Source organism: Patiriisocius sp., from assembly GCF_051252435.1.
Classification (GTDB): Bacteria; Bacteroidota; Bacteroidia; order Flavobacteriales; family Flavobacteriaceae; genus Patiriisocius.
Window position 1 is genome coordinate 1 of record NZ_JBPOFW010000007.1, and the last position, 21,402, is coordinate 21,402.

At 37.2% G+C, this 21,402-nt stretch carries 15 protein-coding genes and 1 pseudogene; 8 read left to right on the top strand and 8 right to left on the bottom strand.

Annotation, left to right across the window (positions count from 1 at the left end; genetic code table 11):
* Positions 1 to 2,765, bottom strand: a pseudogene (locus ACSHW7_RS13655) (hypothetical protein); the annotation flags it as partial.
* Positions 2,766 to 2,915: 150 nt separating this feature from the next.
* Between ACSHW7_RS13655 and folE the strand changes: the two are divergent.
* The 6 genes from folE to ACSHW7_RS13685 all read left to right on the top strand — a co-directional run bounded on the left by folE (position 2,916) and on the right by ACSHW7_RS13685 (position 9,027).
* Complete coding sequence (gene folE, locus ACSHW7_RS13660) at positions 2,916 to 3,593, top strand: GTP cyclohydrolase I FolE (protein WP_435679926.1); 678 nt, start codon at positions 2,916 to 2,918, stop codon at positions 3,591 to 3,593.
* A gap of 173 nt (positions 3,594 to 3,766) precedes the next feature.
* Entirely contained in the window at positions 3,767 to 5,260 is a 1,494-nt protein-coding gene (cysS, locus tag ACSHW7_RS13665) for a cysteine--tRNA ligase (RefSeq protein WP_435679927.1), read from the top strand.
* 35 nt (positions 5,261 to 5,295) lie between these two features.
* Positions 5,296 to 5,529 (top strand): membrane protein insertion efficiency factor YidD, encoded by a 234-nt coding sequence (gene yidD, locus ACSHW7_RS13670; RefSeq protein ID WP_435680041.1) that lies wholly within the window; start codon positions 5,296 to 5,298, stop codon positions 5,527 to 5,529.
* Between the two features lie 103 nt (positions 5,530 to 5,632).
* Positions 5,633 to 6,571, top strand: a complete 939-nt coding sequence (gene lgt, locus ACSHW7_RS13675; protein ID WP_435679928.1) for a prolipoprotein diacylglyceryl transferase — start codon at positions 5,633 to 5,635, stop codon at positions 6,569 to 6,571.
* Positions 6,549 to 7,046: a DUF192 domain-containing protein gene (locus ACSHW7_RS13680; RefSeq protein ID WP_435679929.1), complete on the top strand. Its 498-nt coding sequence runs from the start codon at positions 6,549 to 6,551 to the stop codon at positions 7,044 to 7,046. Before lgt ends, ACSHW7_RS13680 begins: the two co-directional genes overlap by 23 nt.
* A gap of 136 nt (positions 7,047 to 7,182) precedes the next feature.
* Positions 7,183 to 9,027 (top strand): hypothetical protein, encoded by a 1,845-nt coding sequence (locus tag ACSHW7_RS13685; RefSeq protein WP_435679930.1) that lies wholly within the window; start codon positions 7,183 to 7,185, stop codon positions 9,025 to 9,027.
* A 301-nt stretch (positions 9,028 to 9,328) separates the two neighbouring features.
* Here the strand turns inward: ACSHW7_RS13685 and secDF are convergent, their stop codons facing one another.
* A complete protein-coding gene (secDF, locus tag ACSHW7_RS13690) occupies positions 9,329 to 12,376 on the bottom strand; it encodes a protein translocase subunit SecDF (RefSeq protein ID WP_435679931.1) in 3,048 nt (1,015 codons plus the stop codon).
* 233 nt (positions 12,377 to 12,609) lie between these two features.
* Positions 12,610 to 13,221 (bottom strand): hypothetical protein, encoded by a 612-nt coding sequence (locus ACSHW7_RS13695; RefSeq protein WP_435679932.1) that lies wholly within the window; start codon positions 13,219 to 13,221, stop codon positions 12,610 to 12,612.
* Between the two features lie 208 nt (positions 13,222 to 13,429).
* Between ACSHW7_RS13695 and ACSHW7_RS13700 the strand changes: the two genes are divergently transcribed.
* A complete protein-coding gene (locus tag ACSHW7_RS13700; RefSeq protein ID WP_435679933.1) occupies positions 13,430 to 14,329 on the top strand; it encodes a T9SS type A sorting domain-containing protein in 900 nt (299 codons plus the stop codon).
* An 84-nt stretch (positions 14,330 to 14,413) separates the two neighbouring features.
* On the opposite strand, the gene mdh is transcribed toward ACSHW7_RS13700, so the two are convergent.
* The 4 genes from mdh to gyrB form a co-directional block, all read right to left on the bottom strand.
* Positions 14,414 to 15,340: a malate dehydrogenase gene (gene mdh, locus ACSHW7_RS13705; RefSeq protein ID WP_435679934.1), complete on the bottom strand. Its 927-nt coding sequence runs from the start codon at positions 15,338 to 15,340 to the stop codon at positions 14,414 to 14,416.
* Positions 15,341 to 15,533: 193 nt separating this feature from the next.
* Complete coding sequence (locus ACSHW7_RS13710; protein WP_435679935.1) at positions 15,534 to 16,559, bottom strand: DUF6588 family protein; 1,026 nt, start codon at positions 16,557 to 16,559, stop codon at positions 15,534 to 15,536.
* A gap of 92 nt (positions 16,560 to 16,651) precedes the next feature.
* A complete protein-coding gene (locus tag ACSHW7_RS13715) occupies positions 16,652 to 17,653 on the bottom strand; it encodes a DUF6588 family protein (protein ID WP_435679936.1) in 1,002 nt (333 codons plus the stop codon).
* A gap of 147 nt (positions 17,654 to 17,800) precedes the next feature.
* On the bottom strand, positions 17,801 to 19,741 hold the full coding sequence (gene gyrB / locus ACSHW7_RS13720; RefSeq protein WP_435679937.1) for a DNA topoisomerase (ATP-hydrolyzing) subunit B: 1,941 nt from the start codon (positions 19,739 to 19,741) through the stop codon (positions 17,801 to 17,803).
* Between the two features lie 339 nt (positions 19,742 to 20,080).
* On the opposite strand from gyrB, the gene ACSHW7_RS13725 reads away from it, so the two are divergent.
* On the top strand, positions 20,081 to 20,653 hold the full coding sequence (locus tag ACSHW7_RS13725) for a DUF2911 domain-containing protein (RefSeq protein WP_435679938.1): 573 nt from the start codon (positions 20,081 to 20,083) through the stop codon (positions 20,651 to 20,653).
* A gap of 82 nt (positions 20,654 to 20,735) precedes the next feature.
* Here ACSHW7_RS13725 and ACSHW7_RS13730 read toward each other — a convergent pair whose 3' ends face one another.
* Positions 20,736 to 21,365: a 7-carboxy-7-deazaguanine synthase QueE gene (locus tag ACSHW7_RS13730; RefSeq protein WP_435679939.1), complete on the bottom strand. Its 630-nt coding sequence runs from the start codon at positions 21,363 to 21,365 to the stop codon at positions 20,736 to 20,738.
* Positions 21,366 to 21,402: the final 37 nt, after the last annotated feature.

The following is a 21,402-nucleotide window of genomic DNA, read 5'->3' on the forward strand; positions in this document are numbered from 1 at the left end:
GTCTCGAGACCGTCGCCATCCAAGTCGCACAAAAAATAATCACTGATAGGGTCCGTAATGGCAGGACTGTCGTTGACCTGGAGCTCTAATGCAACAATGTTGTAACAATCAGATACATTAATGTTATCAACGCGCGCATAGACAATCTGGAAACCTAACGAAGTGTTTACATAAGAATTTGCTGGGTTAATTGGAAAAATTCCCGCTTGTGCACCAGCAAATGACGTATAGTAAGAAACTGATGCATCTGGATTCATACCTGTTATTTCATCATCTTTTGAAGTTAAATCAAAAGTTGCAAAACCATCGTTGGGAAGATCATCGCAAATATCATATCTAGATGGAGTTGTTGCGATAGGAGCTTCGAAAATATTAATTGTAAACTGTGTAAAATCTGCACAAGTAGTCACAGTGTTATTTTGAACTCTCACATATATAACTTCAGAAGGACCTGTAACGATATAAATTGAAGGCAAGGGATTTGCTCCGGTTGACGCATCTGGTAAATTATCGTGATAACTCACTGTATAATTAGCTGGATTTTGACCATTGAGAGCTTCAGCATCTTTTAATGCAGGAAGATTGACCGTAATAAGACCATCTGAGTCTTGATCACAGAAATTTTCATCCGTAACGGGACCTGCGGTCACTGGTGTAAATTCAATTAAAAAAGACTCAACTGAAAAACATTGTCCAGTTAAATCTTCGATACGAACAAATATTTGCTCAAGAGTACCTGTAATGGGATATGCAGTAGGGTTTGCTATTTGCGGCATTCCTGCATTTGCATCATTTAAGGAATTATGGTATGTAATATTTACTGTAGCAGGATCTTGGCCACCTAAAACCAAGGTATTATTTACAGTGAGGTCAAAAACACCTGTATTTGAACCATCATCACATTGGAATAAATCGTCAGGCTCATTTGCTGTTGGAGTGGTAATAATCGTTACATCAAATTGATCCGTAGCAGCACATGTAGTATTTGAATTATTCTCAACTCTTACGTAAATGGTTTGAACGGGACCGACAACTGGATACGGGTTTGCCAAAATATTTGCACCTGTATTTGCATCAAATTGTGAGTCGTGAAATGTTACCGTATAATTTGCAGCGGGTTGTGCTCCTAAGGCCTCTGCTGTTTTCAATGCAACTAAATTAACTAATTCATTTCCATTTCCGTCAGGATCACAAATCGAAATATCAGTCATTGGACCTGCCATTGCCGTGCGATATTCTATAAAAAACGAATCAAACTCAAAGCACGTTCCAGATGAATCTTCAATTCGTACCCATATTTCTTCTTGAACACCTGTTATCGCATACGCCATAGGGTTTGCAATAGAAGGTGTTCCTGCCATTGCCTGAGCAGCAGAGTTATGGTATGTAATAGAAAACTCCAAAGGATCCTGCGCACCTAAAACGACCAAATCATTTACGGTTAAATCAAAAATTCCAGTTCCTGTTCCATCATCACATTGAAATAAATCCATTGGTGGATTTGCAATAATAGGCTGCAGGTTAAAAGTAATTTCAACAGAGTCTGTAATTTGACAAGTAGGGTCTGCGGGGTCAAAAACAGTTACGGAATATGTCCCAGAGTTAGGGAATGCAGCTGTAAACGTATTATCATTAATGGTTGAAGGTCCTTGAGACGCTCCACCATAAAACCACTCATAAGACAGACCAGACATACCCATAGTATCTGCTGTTAAAAGAATATCAGCATTGTTACAGGTTTCAATATCAAGGCCTAAGTCTACCGTAAATGGTGCAAGCGGTGTTACTAATACATCATCCTCAAGTACTACAACTTCACCGTTACAAGTATTTGTATATGTAACTCTAGCCGTGTAAACCGTGGGTCCAGGTGGAGAAACAGTAATAGTAGGTGTAGTAGCAATTACCGTACCTGCTGCATCTACCCATTCAAAAACATAGGTTGGCGCACCGTCTGGAGTAAAACTCCAAGCTTCGTTTGTTAATGTATAAGGACTGTCTGATGTATTTCTCCCCGGTGGTACATAAGCAACAGTACCATCGTTATTTTGAATTCCCATCACAGTTGCACCATCCTGCCAAGTAGGACAACTTGGCTTATCCTGTATATACATTTCAATCACATTAGAGAATTCATAGAACACAACCATTTGAGTCGCTAACAAACTATTACATGCTCCAGAATATAAAGGCACCTCAAAATAAGAAACTACTAATACCCTATTAGGGTATGTCCCCAAAACTTCATATCCAATTTCCTCATTGCTACTCTGAGTAGGATCAATATCGTGATATGGAGTAAACACATTTACTTCTCCTAAAACCGGATTAGCATTGTTGGGTATATTTTCACTAAAAGCATACCCACTTGCTGTATCCGTAGGATCTACATCAAAACGAATTCCTCCATTAGAACCAACTTGAAATTCTTGCTCTAAATTCCCAAAGAAGCAAAAATCAAAAGGTAACATATCCACCGATGACCATCTATCATCTGCATTAGGATTTAATTGATTCGCCAATCCATCAAAAGTAAAAGGTGGCGCATACAGGATAGGTGACACAGTATATGTTCCAGAAATAGTTTCAAAAATTTCAAGGAAATCCGCCGTAAGAGTTACTGAACCTCCTGTAGCACAGGGAACTGTTACGTCTGGACCGGCATCTACAAAGAGTGAACCAGGACCTTGGGCGTTCAAATTAATAAATGAGAATAATGTGACAGCTACTAAAAGTAGCAATCTTGTAGGGTATAAATTTTTCATAGTATTTTAAATAACGCGCGAAAATTAAGAAAATTTTGTGATTAATTCGTTATCATTAATCTTAAAATTAGGACATTCAAAGTTTCGGTTGCAAAACGGGATTTGATTATCTTTGCACCCTTCGCACAAAAGCGCAGAAAATTTCAGCAAATGGATTTAGAAAAAGAGCTTAAAATTTCAGAAGAAATGGGTATCGACCACAGTGGTTCAAGTCAAGACACTCCCCTTAGGGATGATGCTTTTGAAATGAGCGACCTTGAAAAAATAGCGAGCATAAAAGGTGATGTACAAAACATCATGCAAACACTAGGACTTGATCTTACCGATGACAGCCTAAAAGGCACACCCAATCGTGTTGCCAAGATGTTTGTGCAGGAAATTTTTGGCGGACTTCATCCTGACAGAAAACCGAAGGCATCCACCTTTATAAACAAATACAAATACAACGAAATGCTCGTTGAGAAAAACATTACCCTCTACTCTACTTGCGAGCACCATTTGTTGCCTATCGTTGGGAAAGCTCACATTGCCTACATTAGCAAAGGCACCGTTGTGGGACTTAGCAAAATGAACCGCATTGTGGATTATTTTGCAAAACGCCCGCAAGTTCAAGAGCGACTCACTATGCAAATTGTGAAGGAACTTCAAGATGTTTTAGGCACTAAAGATGTTGCCTGCGTTATCGACGCCAAGCATTTATGTGTAAACTCACGCGGAATTCGCGATATTGACAGCAGCACCGTAACGAGTGAATATGGTGGGGCTTTTAAAGAAGAATCTGTGCGCAGAGAATTTTTGGATTATATAAAGTTGGATACAACGTTTTAGACGTTAGATAACAGACTCTAGATTTGACATAAAATTTTTATAACTATTAATTCTTCTCTTTTCTTCGGAAATGTGGCAACTTGAAACAATTGTGTAAAACCCACTATCTTTGAGTCATTCTTTACAACCAAAATTACTCTGAAAATTTAAAATTTGTTCAACAAGCATCTTCCATGGAATTATACAAAAACAACGAACTCAATATCTTTAATTCGCTCTCTAAGAGCAAAGAAAAATTTACGCCTATTCACGCGGGAAATGTGGGAATGTATGTTTGTGGACCTACTGTGTACAGCAATGTCCACCTTGGCAATGTGCGTACATTTATGTCTTTTGACATGATTTTTAGATACCTAAAACACCTAGGCTACAAAGTGCGCTACGTTCGTAATATTACCGATGCCGGACACCTTGAAAATGATGCCGATGTTGGTGAAGATAAAATCGCGAAAAAAGCGCGAATTGAAGAGCTTGAACCCATGGAAATCGTACAACGTTATACCGTGGATTTCCACAGCATATTAAACCTTTTCAATTTTTTACCTCCAAGTATTGAACCTACCGCAACAGGTCATATTATTGAGCAGATTGAATTGATCCAAACGATTATCGATAACGGTTTTGGATACATCGTTAACGGCTCTGTTTATTTTGATGTTCATAAATATAACGAAGCAAACGACTATGGAATTTTAAGCAAGCGAAAACTCGAGGATTTAATCCATAACACTCGTGCACTCGACGGTCAAAGCGACAAAAAGAATCCGCAGGATTTTGCCCTTTGGAAACGTGCCGAACCTCAACACATCATGAAATGGCCTTCGCCATGGAGCGATGGATTTCCAGGTTGGCACCTTGAATGTACTGCGATGAGCACTAAATATTTAGGCGAACAATTCGATATCCACGGTGGCGGAATGGATTTAAAATTTCCGCACCACGAATGTGAAATTGCACAAAACGTTGCAGCAAAAGGAGTTTCTCCAGTAAATTACTGGATGCATGCCAACATGCTGGAAATGAACGGACAACGCATGTCTAAATCTACGGGGAATATTATAAATCCCAGTCAGTTGCTTTCTGGGGATAATGATAAATTCAGTAAAGGATTTAGTCCTAATGTTATTCGGTTTTTTATGATGCAGTCTTCGTATCGTAGCATTCTCGATTTAACGGACGACGGATTATTAGCAAGCGAAAAAGGGTTCAACCGTTTAATGGAAGCGGTGAGTTCATTGAAAGGGATTGAAGTTTCAAAAAGCAGTTCAAGTTTTACTTCGGAAACATTACCTGCGTTAGAAAAGTCTTTTTACGAAGCGATGAATGACGATTTCAACACGCCCATTTTAATTGCGCATTTGTTTGATGCCGTTTCGTTGATCAATAAACTAAAAGCAGGTACTGTAACGATTAGCAAAAATGACCTTAATCAATTGACAACATTGCTACACACCTTCATATTTGACATTCTTGGTTTGACTAACATTTCCGAAGTACATGAAGGTACCGATAAACTGGAGGGCGCCATTTCATTGTTGATTGACTTGCGCAACCAAGCGAGAGCCAATAAAGATTTCGCGACGAGCGATAAAATTAGAGATGAATTGCTGGAATTTGGAATACAACTGAAAGACGGAAAAGACGGGACAACGTTCTCATTATCGTAACTTCGGAAACGTGACCAGACATTTAAAATAGCATTATTTTGAAAAATATATTGATTGCTCCTTTTGTATTTTTAATACGGGTATATCAACGATTTATATCTCCGTTGACACCACCCATGTGCCGTTACACGCCAAGCTGTTCGCATTATGCGGTTGAAGCTTTACAAGTCCACGGAATCTTAAAAGGAAGTTGGCTCGCAGCAAAACGTATTGCCAGTTGCGCACCTTGGGGCGGAGAGGGGTACGACCCCGTTCCACCGAAAAAATAACGGAATTCTAAGAGTCTTCAATCGTTACCAAATAACTATTTTCTTTTTCTGCTTTCAAGTTGCGAAGCTATTTTTATCTTTACTGCGATAAATAAATAGATACATGCGCGCACTTACAATTTTATGGAACCCGAGCGAAGGGATTGATTTAGGTTTTTTCGAAATTAAGTTTTATAGTTTAATGTTCGTGGTCGCTTTTGTCCTTGGCTGGTTTTTAATCAAAAGGATTTTTGCTCATGAAAATGAAAGCGAAAAAAACTTGGACAGTTTATTTATTTATATGGTAATTGCTATTCTCGTTGGGGCGAGAATGGGACATGTAATTTTCTATCAAAGTGAATTGCTGCTCGAAGACCCATTGTCTGTTTTTCTTCCGTTTAGTTTTGTACCCGAAATAGAATACACCGGTTTTAGAGGTCTTGCAAGTCACGGAGCTGCGATTGGGGTAATTATTGCCATGTATTTTTACAGTAAAAAAGTACTCAAAAAACCAATGCTTTGGATTCTCGACCGAGTAGTTTTAACCGTTGCCTGCGGAGCTATTTTTGTAAGGATCGGTAATTTTATAAATTCTGAAATTATTGGAAAACCTTCTGGCGATTTTCCTTTGGGTGTCCAATTTCTTCATGATGAAATTTCTCCCAATAGAGCCAGTGCCATTACCGGTATAAAAGACAGCGGAAAAGCGTACGATGCCATTGCAAATGACCCTACGTTTGCTGATGCTTTGGCATCCGTTCCTTTTAGACATGCTGCGCAATTGTACGAAAGTGTAGGATATGTTTTTGTATTTGCGATTTTGATGTGGCTATACTGGAAAACAGATAAAAGCAAACAACTTGGTTTTCTTTTTGGAACATTTTTGGTACTCCTTTGGACTGTTCGTTTCTTTGTAGAATTTGTGAAAGAAGCTCAAGTGGGAGAGCGTGCAGATTGGGCATTGAACACAGGTCAATTATTAAGTATTCCATTTATTTTAATAGGAATTTACTTTATGGTCACCTCTTACAAAAAGAAATATGAAAATTCACCCAACGCTTAAATACTGCCTTTTTCTAGTACTCTTTATTATTTCTTTTTCCGCTTGCGAGGAGAAAAAAACCAAAGTACTCACCAAAGAAATTGCTTTCACTAATGACGGCCGACTTACCGTTTACAAACAAAATACCGAAGAAGCAATCCACACCTTTACCATTGAAACCGCTGAGGGAGAATATGAAACCCAAACAGGTTTAATGTACCGCAAAAGCCTTCCACAAGATAGCGGAATGCTTTTCATCTTTGACAATGAGCAACCACGCTCGTTCTACATGAAAAATACCGAAATCGAACTTGATATTCTCTACATTGATGCCAACAAAAAGATTGTAAAAATCTACCGCAAAGCCAAACCAATGGACCCTACGTCCCTTCCATCTGGCGTTCCTGTAAAATACGTGCTCGAACTTGGCGGTGCCGTTTCTTCTAGCCGTGGCATTGTTGAAGGAGATAGGGTTGAATGGGATTTGAAAGAGTAAAAGCCTCCCCTAACCGCTCCGGAGGAGGGGGATTTTAATTTTAAATTTCTTTATCTATCTTTAGGGTTCTCCCCCTAACAATATCTTTATGAAATGTAGTACACATTTCAGTAACGATTGAAAACCTTTAAAACGAATGAAATTAGAAAAGATATTAGACAAACTAGGTTCACTTGAAAAAAACTCCTTCATTAAAATTATAGATACTATAATTTCTAAAAACCCTAAAAACATTAAGCAGATTAATAAAATTCTTAGTTCATCTGACAAAGGGTTAAAATCTGTAGACAACCGAAATGTCTCAGAAATATTTGCTTTAGTATCCGATGAGTTTACAGATCATATAAAATGTGAATTTCAAGAAATAACTTCTCAACTTGATATTTTGATTGACATAATTATAAGGGACGGGAACTGTATAATGAAACAGGATTGGTTTTCTAGATTATATGAAAATGAAATAAAGCACATCAAAGGTCGAATTAAGCAATTGAAAAATGATTTAGGAGATGAAAAATCAGAAATCAGCGAAATAAAAAAAAGAGACTATAGAATTTATAATGCGTGTTTGCATACAGCATATTATAACGATGTAGATAATAACAGAGAAACAAAAATAACCTCTGACGAGTTATCAATAATTCTGACGTTATCAAAACAATTAGGGTTATCTCAAGAAGAAGTTAAATTGATCAACTATTCAATACTTCCAATTAAAAAGTACGACATCCAAGATGTTATTAAGAGTCTTAAGAACATAGGAGTGATTCTTTATTCTAACAAAGAAAACACTATTTATGTAGCGGACGAGATGGTAAGGATTTTAAGGAAAGTTAGGCAGAAAGAAGTCGCAGAAAAATTTTACAGAAGAACACTAAAGCTACTAAGAGAGCCAATTATAAATCAAATTGCAAGAGAACACAATATTGACAGAAAATTAAATTATTCGGATAAAATTGAAGAAATAATAAAAGAAGGTGTTTCCTTTACCAATCTCTTACTTGAAGATATTTACAAACCTGCAAGTACTTTAACTTCAAAGAAAAAAACCCTAAACGAACTTTGTGAAAAAGGATTAAACATAAATAATTTAAGGGGTAGCGTTCTAGATGATAAAATTGACAGTCTTATTAAACATTTTGAAACTGTTGAGAAAGATGAGAAAGTAGGGATTTCAATAGATGGATTTGACAAATTATTGACCGATTTAAACAATTCTTTACCAAAATTGAATAAGCAAATTAAACAACAGTTTGAATTTCAAGAAGAATATGTTTTAAAGGCCGAATTTCTTTTAGACTACAACATCAAGCCAAGAGATATTTTAGATTTACTTATTAAAGAGGATCTAATAAAGTTTATCAAGGAAAATGGAGTAAAGCAAAGAGGTGATGACATATTGAATATATTAAACCAATATAAAGATGTAGAAAATCTATATCTCGAGAATTATGAAAATGTCGCCTATCGTAATTACAATTTATTGAAAGAAAACGGGATTGACGTCAAGGAAGCAGAATTAGGGTTAAAATTCGAAGAATTGACAAAAAACATCTTTGCAGGTCTTGGATTCAATGTTGATGATAATTTCAAAAACAAAATAAATACAAGTAAGGATATGATGGATATCCTTTTAAACCTTGATAACAATGAAATCATTATTGTCGAGTGCAAAACTTCAAAAGAGAGAGGTTACAATAAGTTCAGCACAGTTTCTAGACAATTGAAGTCTTATCAAAATGTAGCATTAAAAAATGATTTAAGAATCGTAAAAATATTATTGGTTTCTCCAGAATTCACTGATGACTTTATATCAGATTGTGAAATGGATACCGAAATGAACTTGTCATTGGTAACAGCTTCTTCATTATTAAATATTGCTGAAGCTTTTAAAGATTCGAAATACACTTTATTCCCTCATGTTCTTTTTAGAGACGTAGTCTTAAATGAAGAACGTATTATTAAGGCTTTAAGTAAGTAAAATAAATTTAAATAATTACAAATGAATAAAACAACAAAAAAATTACTAATTGTAATAGGAATTCTAAGTATTTTAGCTGGAATTGTCCGATATTTTCAAGGAGATAATATAGATTTACTTTTGGCATTTGTTATAGGAATAACCTTATTTGGCTCTATATATTTCACAAAATCTGTTAATAAAAAATATATTTGGTTTTTGAAACCAATACCTTAAAACGATTCACATTTCCGGAGCCAAAAAAATCCCTTTCAACACAATCGTTGAAAGGGATTTCATATTTCAGATAAAAATGAAAAGCTTACGCTTCTACTTCCTCTTCTTTTTTCTCAAGTAACAAATCTGCAGCTTTTTTCTTTACTGTGTCATACATTACTGGTGTTGCGATGAACAATGATGAGTATGTACCTACTACAACACCTACCATCAATGCAAAGATTAATCCTCGGATTGACTCGGCACCAATGAAGAAAATACACATCAATACGATTAGTGTTGTCAATGACGTATTTAACGTACGGCTCAATGTACTATTCAAGGCGCGGTTAATTACATTACCAAAGCCCCACGAAGGATTGTCATTGAAATACTCTCTAATACGGTCAAAAACAACCACGGTATCATTCAGCGAGTAACCAATTACGGTAAGAATCGCCGCAATAAATGACTGGTCGATTTCCATTGAGAATGGCATAATGTTCTGTGTCAATGAGAATACTCCAAGTACAATCAATACATCATGGAATACCGCCACAACAGCACCTAAACTAAACTGCCATCTTCTAAAACGTAATAAAATGTATAAAAATACTACGATCAACGAACCAAATACAGCCCAGAACGAATCCTTTTTAATATCATCGGCAATCGAAGGACTTACTTTATAGTACTCCATAATTCCAGCAACTTTGGCGTCGTTATCACTCTTAAACTCTTCTTCGGTCATTCCCGTTGGCAAGTGTGACTTCACAGCAGTATATAACATAGACTGAATTTCTTGATCTACTTCAGATCCAGTTTCATCCACCTTATATTTGGTTGTGATTTTCAATTGGTTATTACCACCGTAGGTTTTTGCCTCAGCACTTCCAAATTGTGAAACAAGGTCTTGAGTTACCGCTGGCGCATCAACATCCTGTGCAAAACGAACTGTGTATGTACGCCCACCCACAAAGTCAACACCTTGGTTAAGACCATTAGTAAACAATGAACCTAAACTTAAAGCAATTACAATTCCTGAAATGATATACGCCATTTTGCGCTTTCCAAGGAAGTTGATATTTACGTTTTTGAACAAGTTCTTCGTTGCTCCCGTAGAGAATAATAATGGTTTTCCATTCTTCGTGTAACTGTCGATAAACAATCTTGTAATGAAAATAGCAGTAAACAATGAAGTTAAAATACCTATCAATAAGGTAGTTGCAAATCCTTGAATAGGTCCTGTTCCAAATACTAAAAGAATGATACCTGTTAGTGCCGTTGTAATATTGGCATCAAGAATGGAAGATAATGCATTCTGGAAACCATCTTTAATCGCATCTTTTTGAGATTTCCCTTTATCCAACTCTTCCCGGATCCTTTCAAAAATAAGTACGTTCGCATCCACCGAAATACCAATGGTCAATACAATACCGGCAATTCCAGGTAATGTTAATACAGCACCCAATCCTGCTAATACTCCAAAAATGAACAAGATGTTCACCACCAAAGCAACATCGGCAAAGGCTCCTGCTTTTCCGTAGTAAAAAATCATCCAAACCAATACCAAAAACAATGCGATGATAAATGAAATCATACCACTATTGATAGCTTCGGCACCTAGCGTAGGACCAACAACTTCTGCTTGAATAATATCGGCACTTGCAGGTAATTTACCAGCACGAAGTACGTTTGCTAAATCTTGTCCTTCAAGGATATTAAAGTCTCCTGTAATTTCTGAACGTCCTCCAGCAATTCCTCCTGGCGATGTTACACCTGGCGCAGAGTATACAATATCATCAAGTACAATGGCAATTTGCGAATTATTTGTGTTTGCATTTTTGGTCATTTCTTCCCAAATCTTAGCTCCTTTACCATTCATTTGCATAGATACAGCTACGTTGCTAAATTGGTCATACGTTTGAGCAGCATCTGTCACAACACCTCCCGAAAGTGGTGGCGTCATTTCACGATTTCCTCTAATGGCGTAAAGTCCCGTAGCGGTCATTGTCTCCTCGTTTCCATCTCTGGTCACTTGGATGTCCGCTGGCTTTTCCCAGATAAACTTTGTAAAACGTTGCTCTTGTGGCAATAATGCTCTCACTTGTGGCATACGTAAATAAGCATTGATAGTAGCAGTATCTTTCAAAGCAAATGTTGCGATTACTGGACGACCCGCAAATCCTTGAGATACCATTTTGTAGAAAATAGGGTTTTGCTTTTCTATATCTTCGGTTGACTCATCTACTTTTTCACCGTCAAGAAGATCACTAATATCATCACCTTCAGTTGCTGTTGTATCTTGTTCAGTTTCGGCAACTTCTTCAGCTGTTTCGTTAGCTGGATTTTTTAATGCTTCAATTTCAGCAACTTTAGCATTAGCTTCTTGTAAGAAACCAAACATTTCCTCAAACTTGTACACATCCCAAAACTCTAATTGCGCTGTACTCTGTAATAGTTTTGATACACGCTCTACATCTTTCGCTCCTGGTAATTCAACTAAAATACGAGCAGAATTCCCTAAACGCTGAATGTTAGGCTGTGTTACCCCAAACTTATCAATACGCTTACGCAATACTTCAAAAGCAGATGTAATAGACTCATCGATTTTTCTGTCGATAACAGTCTTCACTTCGTCATTACTCATGGAAGCATCAATATCATCTTCAAGGTTTTTATTGAAAAAGATATCGGGCGATGCAAGATTGTTTTCTCCGTCAAGTGCTTCAAAAGAAGCGTAGAATGACTCAAGATAGGTTTCTTGCGCATCTTTTTGACGCTCATCTGCGGCATCAAGTGCTTGGTTAAAAGCTGGGTCTTTTGTGTTATTTGCTAATCCTTTAAGGATGTCTTTTACACTAATTTGTAGGATTACGTTAATACCACCTTTTAAGTCAAGACCCTTGTTAAGCTCTTTCTCTTTAGCAGTTTTGTAATCGATACCCATCATTATTGGGTTTCCTGCAACGCTATCCAAATAAGCAACCTCAGCGGCAGCTCTTTCGTTAGGTTGGTCTTTAGAAAATTTTGACTGCGCATACGTCGCCGCCTCATCTTCTACTTTGTTTGCTAAGTATGTGTAGGATAATTGGTATAAACTTACCAATCCAAACAATACCGCAAAAACTGTAATAAGTCCTTTATTTGTCATTTTTTGGGTTTTAATTTTAATTTTTAAAATCGGGCGAATTTACTATCTATCGCTCGATTGGACAATTATTTTGTTATAAATTATAAGTGTGTGGCTATCTTCTGAAATTTGACAACCTTGATTAAATGAATATTAAAAAACCATGCATTAAAGCGTTGCTTATTTAAATAATTTCATTTGAGTTTTTTGGGAGATGCATTTCAGAATTAAAAGCATCATGAATAGTTGTTCCCTTAGCTTAGTGGGCCTGCGCGCACTTCGGGAATGTTATGTGCATTGCATTGAATTGCAATATCGTTTGTTCTGTTTGAAATATAGGCAACAGCGTCGCTATTCTCTTTTCCAAAAATGATAATTTCAGGGTTTGAAAAATAAACGTTGGGTGTTGAAAATCTAAGAACTTTTGTTTCAAATTGAACGATTGTTCCATCAAGGCCCCTTTCGGTATCGCTACCGTTTTGGATTTCGTGAACGTCTATTTTGTATGTATTCTGAGTATCTTCCGAAGGAAATTTTAACGGAACGCTACCATCAATACTACCAAGATATAATGCGCTGTTCTTTTCCGAAGTCAACATACGCTTTACTTGCGCTGCATCGAGGTTACTGTGATAGCTAATGGTTACTTTTCCTTGCACCGCATTTTCGATGGCGATGTTTTGTACCCCTATGCGCTCTAATTGCTCGGTAACATTTGAAATGGCATTCTGGCTAGCTTCCTTTGAAATTTGGCTAGCACCAAATTCTACCACAATTTCTTGATTGCGCAGTGCATCTCTGTCAATGCTAACGCCAACCGCGACCAAGACAGTGAATAAAACCGGTAAGAACCATTTAAATTTCATCGCGCCAAATATAAAAAAAATAAAGACGGTAATGGTAGTGTCTTTACTTATAATCTGCTAAAAAACAACTTGCTTTGGTAAAGTTGGTTATGTTGTAAAATTTTAAAACAAATCAAATATCAAAATCAACATAAATTTTTTATTTGAAAAAAAAAGTACTTTTAAACTAACTCCCAGTTTATATGGCAATATCAAAATCCCGTATTAAATGAAAATTTCACTACTTCACATTTTAATAAAAAAATGGGTGCTCCTAATTTTTCTGTTAGCTACCATCAAATATTCTTTGGCGCAAACGACAGAGATACCTGATTCCGTTTTTGAACAATCTCTTATTAATTTAGGAATTGATAGTGATGGTATTATCAACGGGCAAGTATTAACTAGTGATATCAACACCATCGTAACCCTTGACCTTTCACAGCAAGCAGCCTTAGACATAACTGGGATTGAGGATTTTACAGCCTTAGAAGTCTTAGATGTTACGAATAACAGTCTTACTTCTATAAATTTGAGCAATAACATCCAGTTAAGAGAACTCTATATCAGCAATACTGGTGGTGAAAATCTTTTAATTACATCCTTAGATTTAAGTAATAATATAAATCTAGAAGAGCTCTACAGTGAAGATTTATTCTTTTTATCGTACCTCAATTTAAAAAATGGAAATAACGAGGAATTGACCGTAACATTTTTATGCGGCAGTGGCGGCAGCGGACCATGTGAACTTGATGATTTAGACTGCGTGCTAATTGATGATGAAATCGCCGCAAATAGCAACCAACCTCCATATAACACTTGGTTTATCCAAGCAGATTTCGTGTACTCAGAAGATTGTATTTTGAATGTTCCTGACAATCAAGAAAAACTGTTTGCTATATATCCAAATCCAGTGGAAGACACATTAATACTACGTAATAAAAATAGCAACACAGATCAACTGCAAATCAAAGTGTTTTCCATGCAAGGACAGCTTTTAAAGTCACTAAGCGCTTCTATGAATAGTATTTACAGTTTAGATGTTTCTAGTTATGCAAAAGGTGTTTATTTTGTTTCTATTGAAAATGAAAGTGGCGACATTGAATCTATAAAATTTGTGAAGAAATAGCGCTTTTTATTAAAATGAATTCAACAAAAAAACCTCACAAGCCTAATGACCTGTGAGGTTTCATCATATTTTGAAAAAGGATTTTTACAATTCTAACAAAGCGTTTGTTGCACTCACACCATCAGCACTTTCTTTCATGTGTGCTTTTTCGGCATCCGTCAATTTGATATCAACTATTTTCTCGATTCCATTTTTTCCTAGTACTACGGGAACACCAATACATAGGTCATTCATGCCATATTCACCTTCCAATAATACCGAACAGGGGAAAATCTTTTTCTGGTCACAAGCAATGGCTTGTACCAACGCAGATACCGCAGCACCTGGCGCATACCATGCAGATGTACCCAACAATCCTGTTAAGGTTGCTCCTCCCACTTTAGTCGCTTCTTTTACTTCATCCAATCTTTCTTGAGAAATGAACTCAGATACAGGTACGCTATTTCTGGTAGCAAGACGTGTTAATGGCACCATCCCTTTATCACTATGTCCACCAATTACCATTCCGTCAACATCACTTATTGGAGCATCCAGTGCTTCGGCCAAACGATATTTAAAACGAGCGCTGTCAAGTGCACCACCCATACCTATAATTCTATTTTTTGGCAATCCTGTTGTTTTGTGTGCCAAGTACGTCATCGTGTCCATTGGATTACTCACAACGATTAAAATAGTGTTTGGAGAGTGCTTTACTAAGTTACCCGAAACCTCTTTTACAATCCCTGCATTGATACCAATTAGCTCTTCGCGAGTCATTCCTGGCTTACGCGGAATTCCACTTGTAATTACACAAACATCACTGTTGGCTGTTTTGCTATAATCGTTTGTCGAACCTACGATGCGCGTATCAAAACCATTTAAAGAAGCTGTTTGCATCAAGTCCATCGCTTTCCCTTCGGCGAAGCCTTCTTTGATATCAACAAGTACAACTTCACTTGCAAAATTTTTAATAGCAATATATTCTGCACAACTTGCGCCTACTGCTCCGGCACCAACAACTGTTACTTTCATCTGTAATTTTTTTTGGTTGTTTTCACAACGTTAATTAGTAATTTCTTTCTATTTCAGAAGTTCCAAATGCACATTATTTCCGAAGAAATTGCGCTGCTGAAATTTTACGCAAAAGTACAATTTATCTGCGTTTTAATAAACCTTAATGAACACTATTTTAGAAGTTTGCTTACGCTGAAATGAGGAAAAAAATTTAAATTCCGAAATTCAATCCTGCCGAAAGTGAGTTGAATTCTGAAAGCGTGTAATCCACATTAAATTTGAAGAAACCCAATTTTAAGTGCGCTCCCACATTTGCTCGTACACCAGAAATTTTTTGAGAAATAGAAAACGGATTCGTAAATGTGCTCGTATTCTCTAATAATGGAATACCCGCTCTCACTTGGTATGTACCCAAAACACCAAAATCTGAAGTGCCAGTCAAATACCCTACACCACCATAAACATTAAAAATTGGCAGCTTAGTTGAAGCTTGTAATTGAAACACATAGCTGTTCTGCTGAACATCAAATTGCTGATTCTCACCATCGATAATATCGGTATCTGTAAAATCGTAATTGGCATCAAGATGGGTGTAGCCAACTACCCCAGCAATGGCTACGGGAAAAATTTTATCTGCTGGTAACAACTTAGTGAATTCATATTGTAATCCAACTCCGTAGAGTCCAAGCTTTACATCCTCTTGTTCTACTTTTGGAAAATATCTTGCTTTGATTTCGGCACCTTTAAACAAGCCCAATCGTGCTTGTAAAAATGCGCTCGGTACAATATTTACATTTGCAGAGGCTAATCCTTGTGGCAATTCAAATTCTACTTCCTGCCGGGGCATTCCTGGCACAATGTTATCAACTTCAGCAAAGACCCTTATTTCTGGGTCATTTTCACCAAGTGCCGTGGCAACCATTTTTGAAGTACTTCCATCTCTAAATTGTAGATTGTTGTAGTCGTTTGTATTCAGTAAAAAGCGTTGGCTTTCATCATTGCTAAACGTAGCATTTGCCACAAACGATATTTCAAACCTAAGCGGTTTTTTAGATTCGGCTGTTTGAATCCACCCATTTGAAGTGCTGTACATCATTGCCTCAGCAGCTGGAGCGATATACGAGGAAGTAAATCGTTGTGCGTCCTCAATACCCGCAGCGAGTAAATCTTCTAGATTTTGTTGTGCTATTGAATTTGTAGCTATCAATAAAGTGAATGCAATACATAACTTTTTCATAAAAATAAATTTTGTTCAAATAAAACGGAACGTTGAATTCAAAAGTATACATTAATTTAAAAATTAAAATTTCCGAAGGACTTAAAAACTCCTTAAATCCTATAATGCAAAGACACATTAGTATTTAAGAACTTCCCAAGAGAAACGGTACCCGCCACATAAAATTTATTGAAATGATAATTCATTCCTAAATTTCCTTTTACCAATGTGTTTGCGTCTTCAAGAGCCGTGAACGCTTCATTTAAAAGATTTAAAAACAAATCGCCTTCTCCACCCATTGTGTAGTCAAATTTGTTGGATAAAACTGCAAATGAGCCTACGACCTCAAAATCATTAAACCTTTTTGAACCTATAATTTGCCCTGTCCAAGAATTGGCATCCACCGTCAACGAATTGATAATCGCCAAAGGAATATCTCCTGGCTCCGGATTTGATTGTTTAATAGCAAAATCGTCAAAGTAAATTTGCGAATCAAATAACGAATACGCGACTTGCACGGCAACCTCAACGCCGTTAGTATCATCTGGTTGTTGCCAATATTGGCTCACATTGTGCTTTATCGCAGCACCAAAGGTTTGATAGCCGCTTTCATCAATTTTTATCTCGGGGGCGTATTGTATTGTAAGTTCGGTTTCTCGCCAAAGCCCCACACTTGCTTGCAGGTAAGGATAGTAAAACGTACTCTGTTTTGCTCCTTCAAATGTTTGCAGTTCATAGTCATCGCCGTCGAGGACAAAGTCATAAAACACGTTGGTGTCGCCACCTAGTGCTGTGGGAACTTGGGCAGTATTGGCTCCACGAATATTGAGACTTATAAAATCTGAATTCGATACCGTAAACGACTGCTGAGATTTTGGCACAGGTAAAATATTAAAATGAATGGAGCCATCTACTTCAAATAAATACAATCCTGTTGCCGTTGTGTGCCAACTTGAGCTGGATTGAAATACGGCGGCATCGGCGGCTGGCGAAACATATTGATTACTGATAAAAACCATATCGACCAAAAAGTCTTCCACATCTGCAATAAATGTTTGCGCATTTGCTGAAATAGTGCCGATTAAAAATAAAGTGAATAAAATGCTTTTTTGCATTTGGGGCAGTTGCAATAGTTTCATTGTAAAATGATTGGTCGGGTTGGGTTGGGTTTTATAGTTACTGAAATCAGCTAAAGATAAAACCTCTACAATAATATGAAATTATAGCAGAGGTTTTTGTTGTTTTAAATTTCAGAAGAAAAACTATGCATCAATATTTGCGTATTTAGCATTTTTCTCAATGAATTCTCTACGTGGTGGCACTTCATCACCCATTAACATAGAGAATACGCGGTCTGCCTCAGTTCCACTATCAATAGTTACTTGACGCAGTGTTCTAAATGCTGGATTCATTGTAGTATCCCATAATTGTTGTGCATTCATCTCTCCAAGACCCTTATAACGCTGGATACTTGCGCTTCCACCAAACTCTTCGTTAAAAGCATCACGCTCCTTGTCGTTCCAAGCATATTCCTTTTTTGCTCCTTTTTTAACCAAGTATAATGGTGGGGTTGCGATGTATACATACCCATTTTCCACAAGTTGGCGCATGTACCTAAAAAAGAAGGTTAATATTAAGGTAGAAATGTGACTACCATCAACATCGGCATCACACATGATGACTACTTTGTGATAGCGCAGTTTTGTTAGATTCAATTCTTTACTATCCTCTTCTGTACCAATAGTTACACCGAGTGCCGTAAAAATATTCCTGATTTCTTCGTTCTCAAATACTTTGTGCTGCATCGCCTTTTCCACATTCAAAATTTTACCACGTAATGGTAGTATGGCTTGGAAATTACGGTCACGACCCTGTTTTGCCGTTCCACCTGCCGAGTCTCCCTCGACAAGAAATACTTCACATTTTTCTGGGTCTTGCTCTGAGCAGTCACTCAATTTTCCTGGCAAACCGCCACCGCTCATTACAGTTTTACGCTGCACCATCTCACGAGCCTTACGCGCTGCGTGACGTGCTGTTGCAGCAAGTATTACTTTTTGAACAATGATTTTAGCATCATTAGGATTTTCTTCAAGGTAGTTTTCAAGCATTTCAGAAACCGCTTGGCTCACTGCACTAGTTACTTCTCTGTTTCCTAATTTTGTTTTTGTTTGTCCTTCAAATTGTGGCTCTTGTACTTTTACTGAAATAATCGCCGTCAAACCTTCTCTAAAATCGTCTCCAGCAATATCAAATTTTAATTTATCCAGCATTCCAGAAGCATCTGCATACTTCTTGAGTGTATTTGTCAATCCACGACGGAAACCGCTCAAATGCGTTCCTCCTTCGTGCGTATTAATATTGTTTACATACGAGTGTAAATTTTCGTTATACGATGTATTATAAACCATCGCAACCTCTACAGGGATATCGTTTTTCTCCCCTTCCATTGAAATTACATCACCAATCAACATTTCTCTATTTCCATCTAGAAAACGGATAAATTCCTTTAATCCTTCCTCGCTATGGAACGTTTCCCCTTTAAATGCACCATCCTCTTCTGTAAACCTTTTATCTTGTATTGTAATGGTGATACCTTTGTTAAGAAAAGACAACTCACGTAGACGGCTTGCCAGAGTATCATAGCTATATTCAAGCGTTTGCTGGAAAATCTGCTCATCTGGTGTAAATGTTACTTCAGTACCACGATAATCAGTTTCACCCACACTTTTTACGGGATACATTGTTTTACCGCGTTCGTATTCCTGCTCATAAATTTTTCCATCACGAAAAACAGTCGCTTTTAAATGTGCCGAAAGTGCATTTACAACACTCACACCCACACCGTGCAAACCACCAGAAACCTTATAGCTATCTTTATCAAACTTTCCACCGGCACCAATCTTGGTCATTACCACCTCAAGTGCAGACACACCTTCTTTTTTATGCATATCCACAGGGATACCACGACCGTTATCTCTAACGGTAATACTATTGTCCTCGTTAATCCACACATGAACAGTATCACAATGACCCGCTAATGCCTCATCAATAGAGTTATCAATAACCTCATACACAAGATGGTGCAAACCGCGTACTCCCACATCTCCAATGTACATGGATGGACGCATGCGCACATGTTCCATTCCCTCTAATGCCTGTATCTGGTCAGCTCCGTAATTACCTTTATTCTGTTCTTCGCTCATAAATTATTAGCTTCAATTATACGCTTTATATTTTCTTCGGAAATATATAACAACGAAGCCCTGAGAGGACTTTAAAACCGCTTTTTTCCGAAGTATGACAAATATAACCAAACCCACTCCAAAATGAGGGGATTCGGCAGTTTTTAGGGGTTAAGTTATTAACAAAACATTGTGAAAAACCCTGCTTTTTAAATGGTTTAAAATTTCCGAAGAAAATCAAGCATGAATTAGGATAAACTTGATGCGTCTAAATGTAAGATTGAGATAAAGATTTTATGAAAGTTGTAACATTTCGGTATTGAAAATCAAGGTATCTTTAAATTCTTTAAAACAACAATTATGAAAAAAATAATGATTGCCGTAATGGCATTTACAGTAACTGCGCTTATGAGCACAGATGCTACCGCTCAAAAATTTAAGGATCTAGATAAAAGCCCAATGGATGTTGCGGCATTCCCGTCAGACTACAAAGTCTCAAACAAACTCGTGAAAGTGCAATACAGCCGCCCACAACTTAAGGATCGTGCGCTGGCGAAACTAGCGCCTAATGGTGAGGTTTGGAGAACCGGAGCCAATGAAGCAACTGAAATTACTTTTTATGTACCAATGAAGGTTGGGAATACCATAGTTCAACCAGGAACATATTCATTATTTACAATTCCTGGAGAAAAGGAATGGACCGTGATTATCAACAAAGCTTCAAACGTTTGGGGTTCTTATACGTATGACCAAAAAATGGACGTTGCCAGAACGAAGGCGACAGTTAATATGAGAAAGGATACAATTGAGGCGTTTTCAATCGCATTTGATGAATCTTCAACTGGAGTTACTATGTATATGGGCTGGGGCAATGTAATCGTTGCTGCCGATTTTACAGCAGTGAAAGATACAATGTCAAGCATGAAAAAATAAGTTTATTGAAAACTTTATAAAACTAAAAATCCCGAATCTTTATAAGGTTCGGGATTTCTGATTTTTATACCTCGATTATCTTTTAAGGAATATTCAAATATTTGTGTGTCTGCAAGCTTACCAACCATTTTGGGTTTGCCATCACATAATCTACAATTTGAGGAATGACTTTATCTCTTTTGCTCCACTCCGGCTGTAAAAACAACTTACAATTTTTGTTCACTTTTGCGGCTTGCTCTTCCGCAAAGCGGAAATCGTCCTTATTATAAATGATCATTTTTAATTCATTTGCCTGCTCATAAACTTTTTCTGTGGGTAGCATTCGTTTTTTTGGAGATAAACAAATCCAATCCCAAGTTCCTGAAAGCTCATAAGCTCCGCTCGTTTCAATGTGCGTGTCAACGCCTTTTGATTTGAGCATTTGCGTTAGTGGATTCATATCCCACATTAAAGGTTCTCCTCCTGTAATGACAATTGTTTTTGAATGCTTAACCGCATTGTCAACAATACTCTCGATAGAGGTTGGTGGATGACTTTTAGGATTCCAACTCTCTTTTACATCGCACCAGTGGCATCCCACATCGCAACCGCCGACGCGAATAAAATATGCAGCGGTACCTTTGTGATACCCCTCACCTTGTATGGTGTAAAACTCCTCCATCAATGGCAACATCGTGCCATTATCAACCTTGTTTTGAATCTCTATTTCCATTACGGCAAAGGTACACTTTTCACAAATTATGCATCAT

What these genes read in the sequence shown, in the direction of transcription:
- folE (WP_435679926.1), top strand. Translation starts at nt 2,916, where the DNA reads ATGGATTTAGAAAAAGAGCTTAAAATTTCAGAAGAAATGGGTATCGAC.
- cysS (WP_435679927.1), top strand. Translation starts at nt 3,767, where the DNA reads ATGGAATTATACAAAAACAACGAACTCAATATCTTTAATTCGCTCTCT.
- lgt (WP_435679928.1), top strand. Translation starts at nt 5,633, where the DNA reads ATGCGCGCACTTACAATTTTATGGAACCCGAGCGAAGGGATTGATTTA.
- ACSHW7_RS13680 (WP_435679929.1), top strand. Translation starts at nt 6,549, where the DNA reads ATGAAAATTCACCCAACGCTTAAATACTGCCTTTTTCTAGTACTCTTT.
- ACSHW7_RS13685 (WP_435679930.1), top strand. Translation starts at nt 7,183, where the DNA reads ATGAAATTAGAAAAGATATTAGACAAACTAGGTTCACTTGAAAAAAAC.
- secDF (WP_435679931.1), bottom strand. Translation starts at nt 12,376, where the DNA reads ATGACAAATAAAGGACTTATTACAGTTTTTGCGGTATTGTTTGGATTG.
- ACSHW7_RS13695 (WP_435679932.1), bottom strand. Translation starts at nt 13,221, where the DNA reads ATGAAATTTAAATGGTTCTTACCGGTTTTATTCACTGTCTTGGTCGCG.
- ACSHW7_RS13700 (WP_435679933.1), top strand. Translation starts at nt 13,430, where the DNA reads ATGAAAATTTCACTACTTCACATTTTAATAAAAAAATGGGTGCTCCTA.
- mdh (WP_435679934.1), bottom strand. Translation starts at nt 15,340, where the DNA reads ATGAAAGTAACAGTTGTTGGTGCCGGAGCAGTAGGCGCAAGTTGTGCA.
- ACSHW7_RS13710 (WP_435679935.1), bottom strand. Translation starts at nt 16,559, where the DNA reads ATGAAAAAGTTATGTATTGCATTCACTTTATTGATAGCTACAAATTCA.
- ACSHW7_RS13715 (WP_435679936.1), bottom strand. Translation starts at nt 17,653, where the DNA reads ATGCAAAAAAGCATTTTATTCACTTTATTTTTAATCGGCACTATTTCA.
- gyrB (WP_435679937.1), bottom strand. Translation starts at nt 19,741, where the DNA reads ATGAGCGAAGAACAGAATAAAGGTAATTACGGAGCTGACCAGATACAG.
- ACSHW7_RS13725 (WP_435679938.1), top strand. Translation starts at nt 20,081, where the DNA reads ATGAAAAAAATAATGATTGCCGTAATGGCATTTACAGTAACTGCGCTT.
- ACSHW7_RS13730 (WP_435679939.1), bottom strand. Translation starts at nt 21,365, where the DNA reads ATGGAAATAGAGATTCAAAACAAGGTTGATAATGGCACGATGTTGCCA.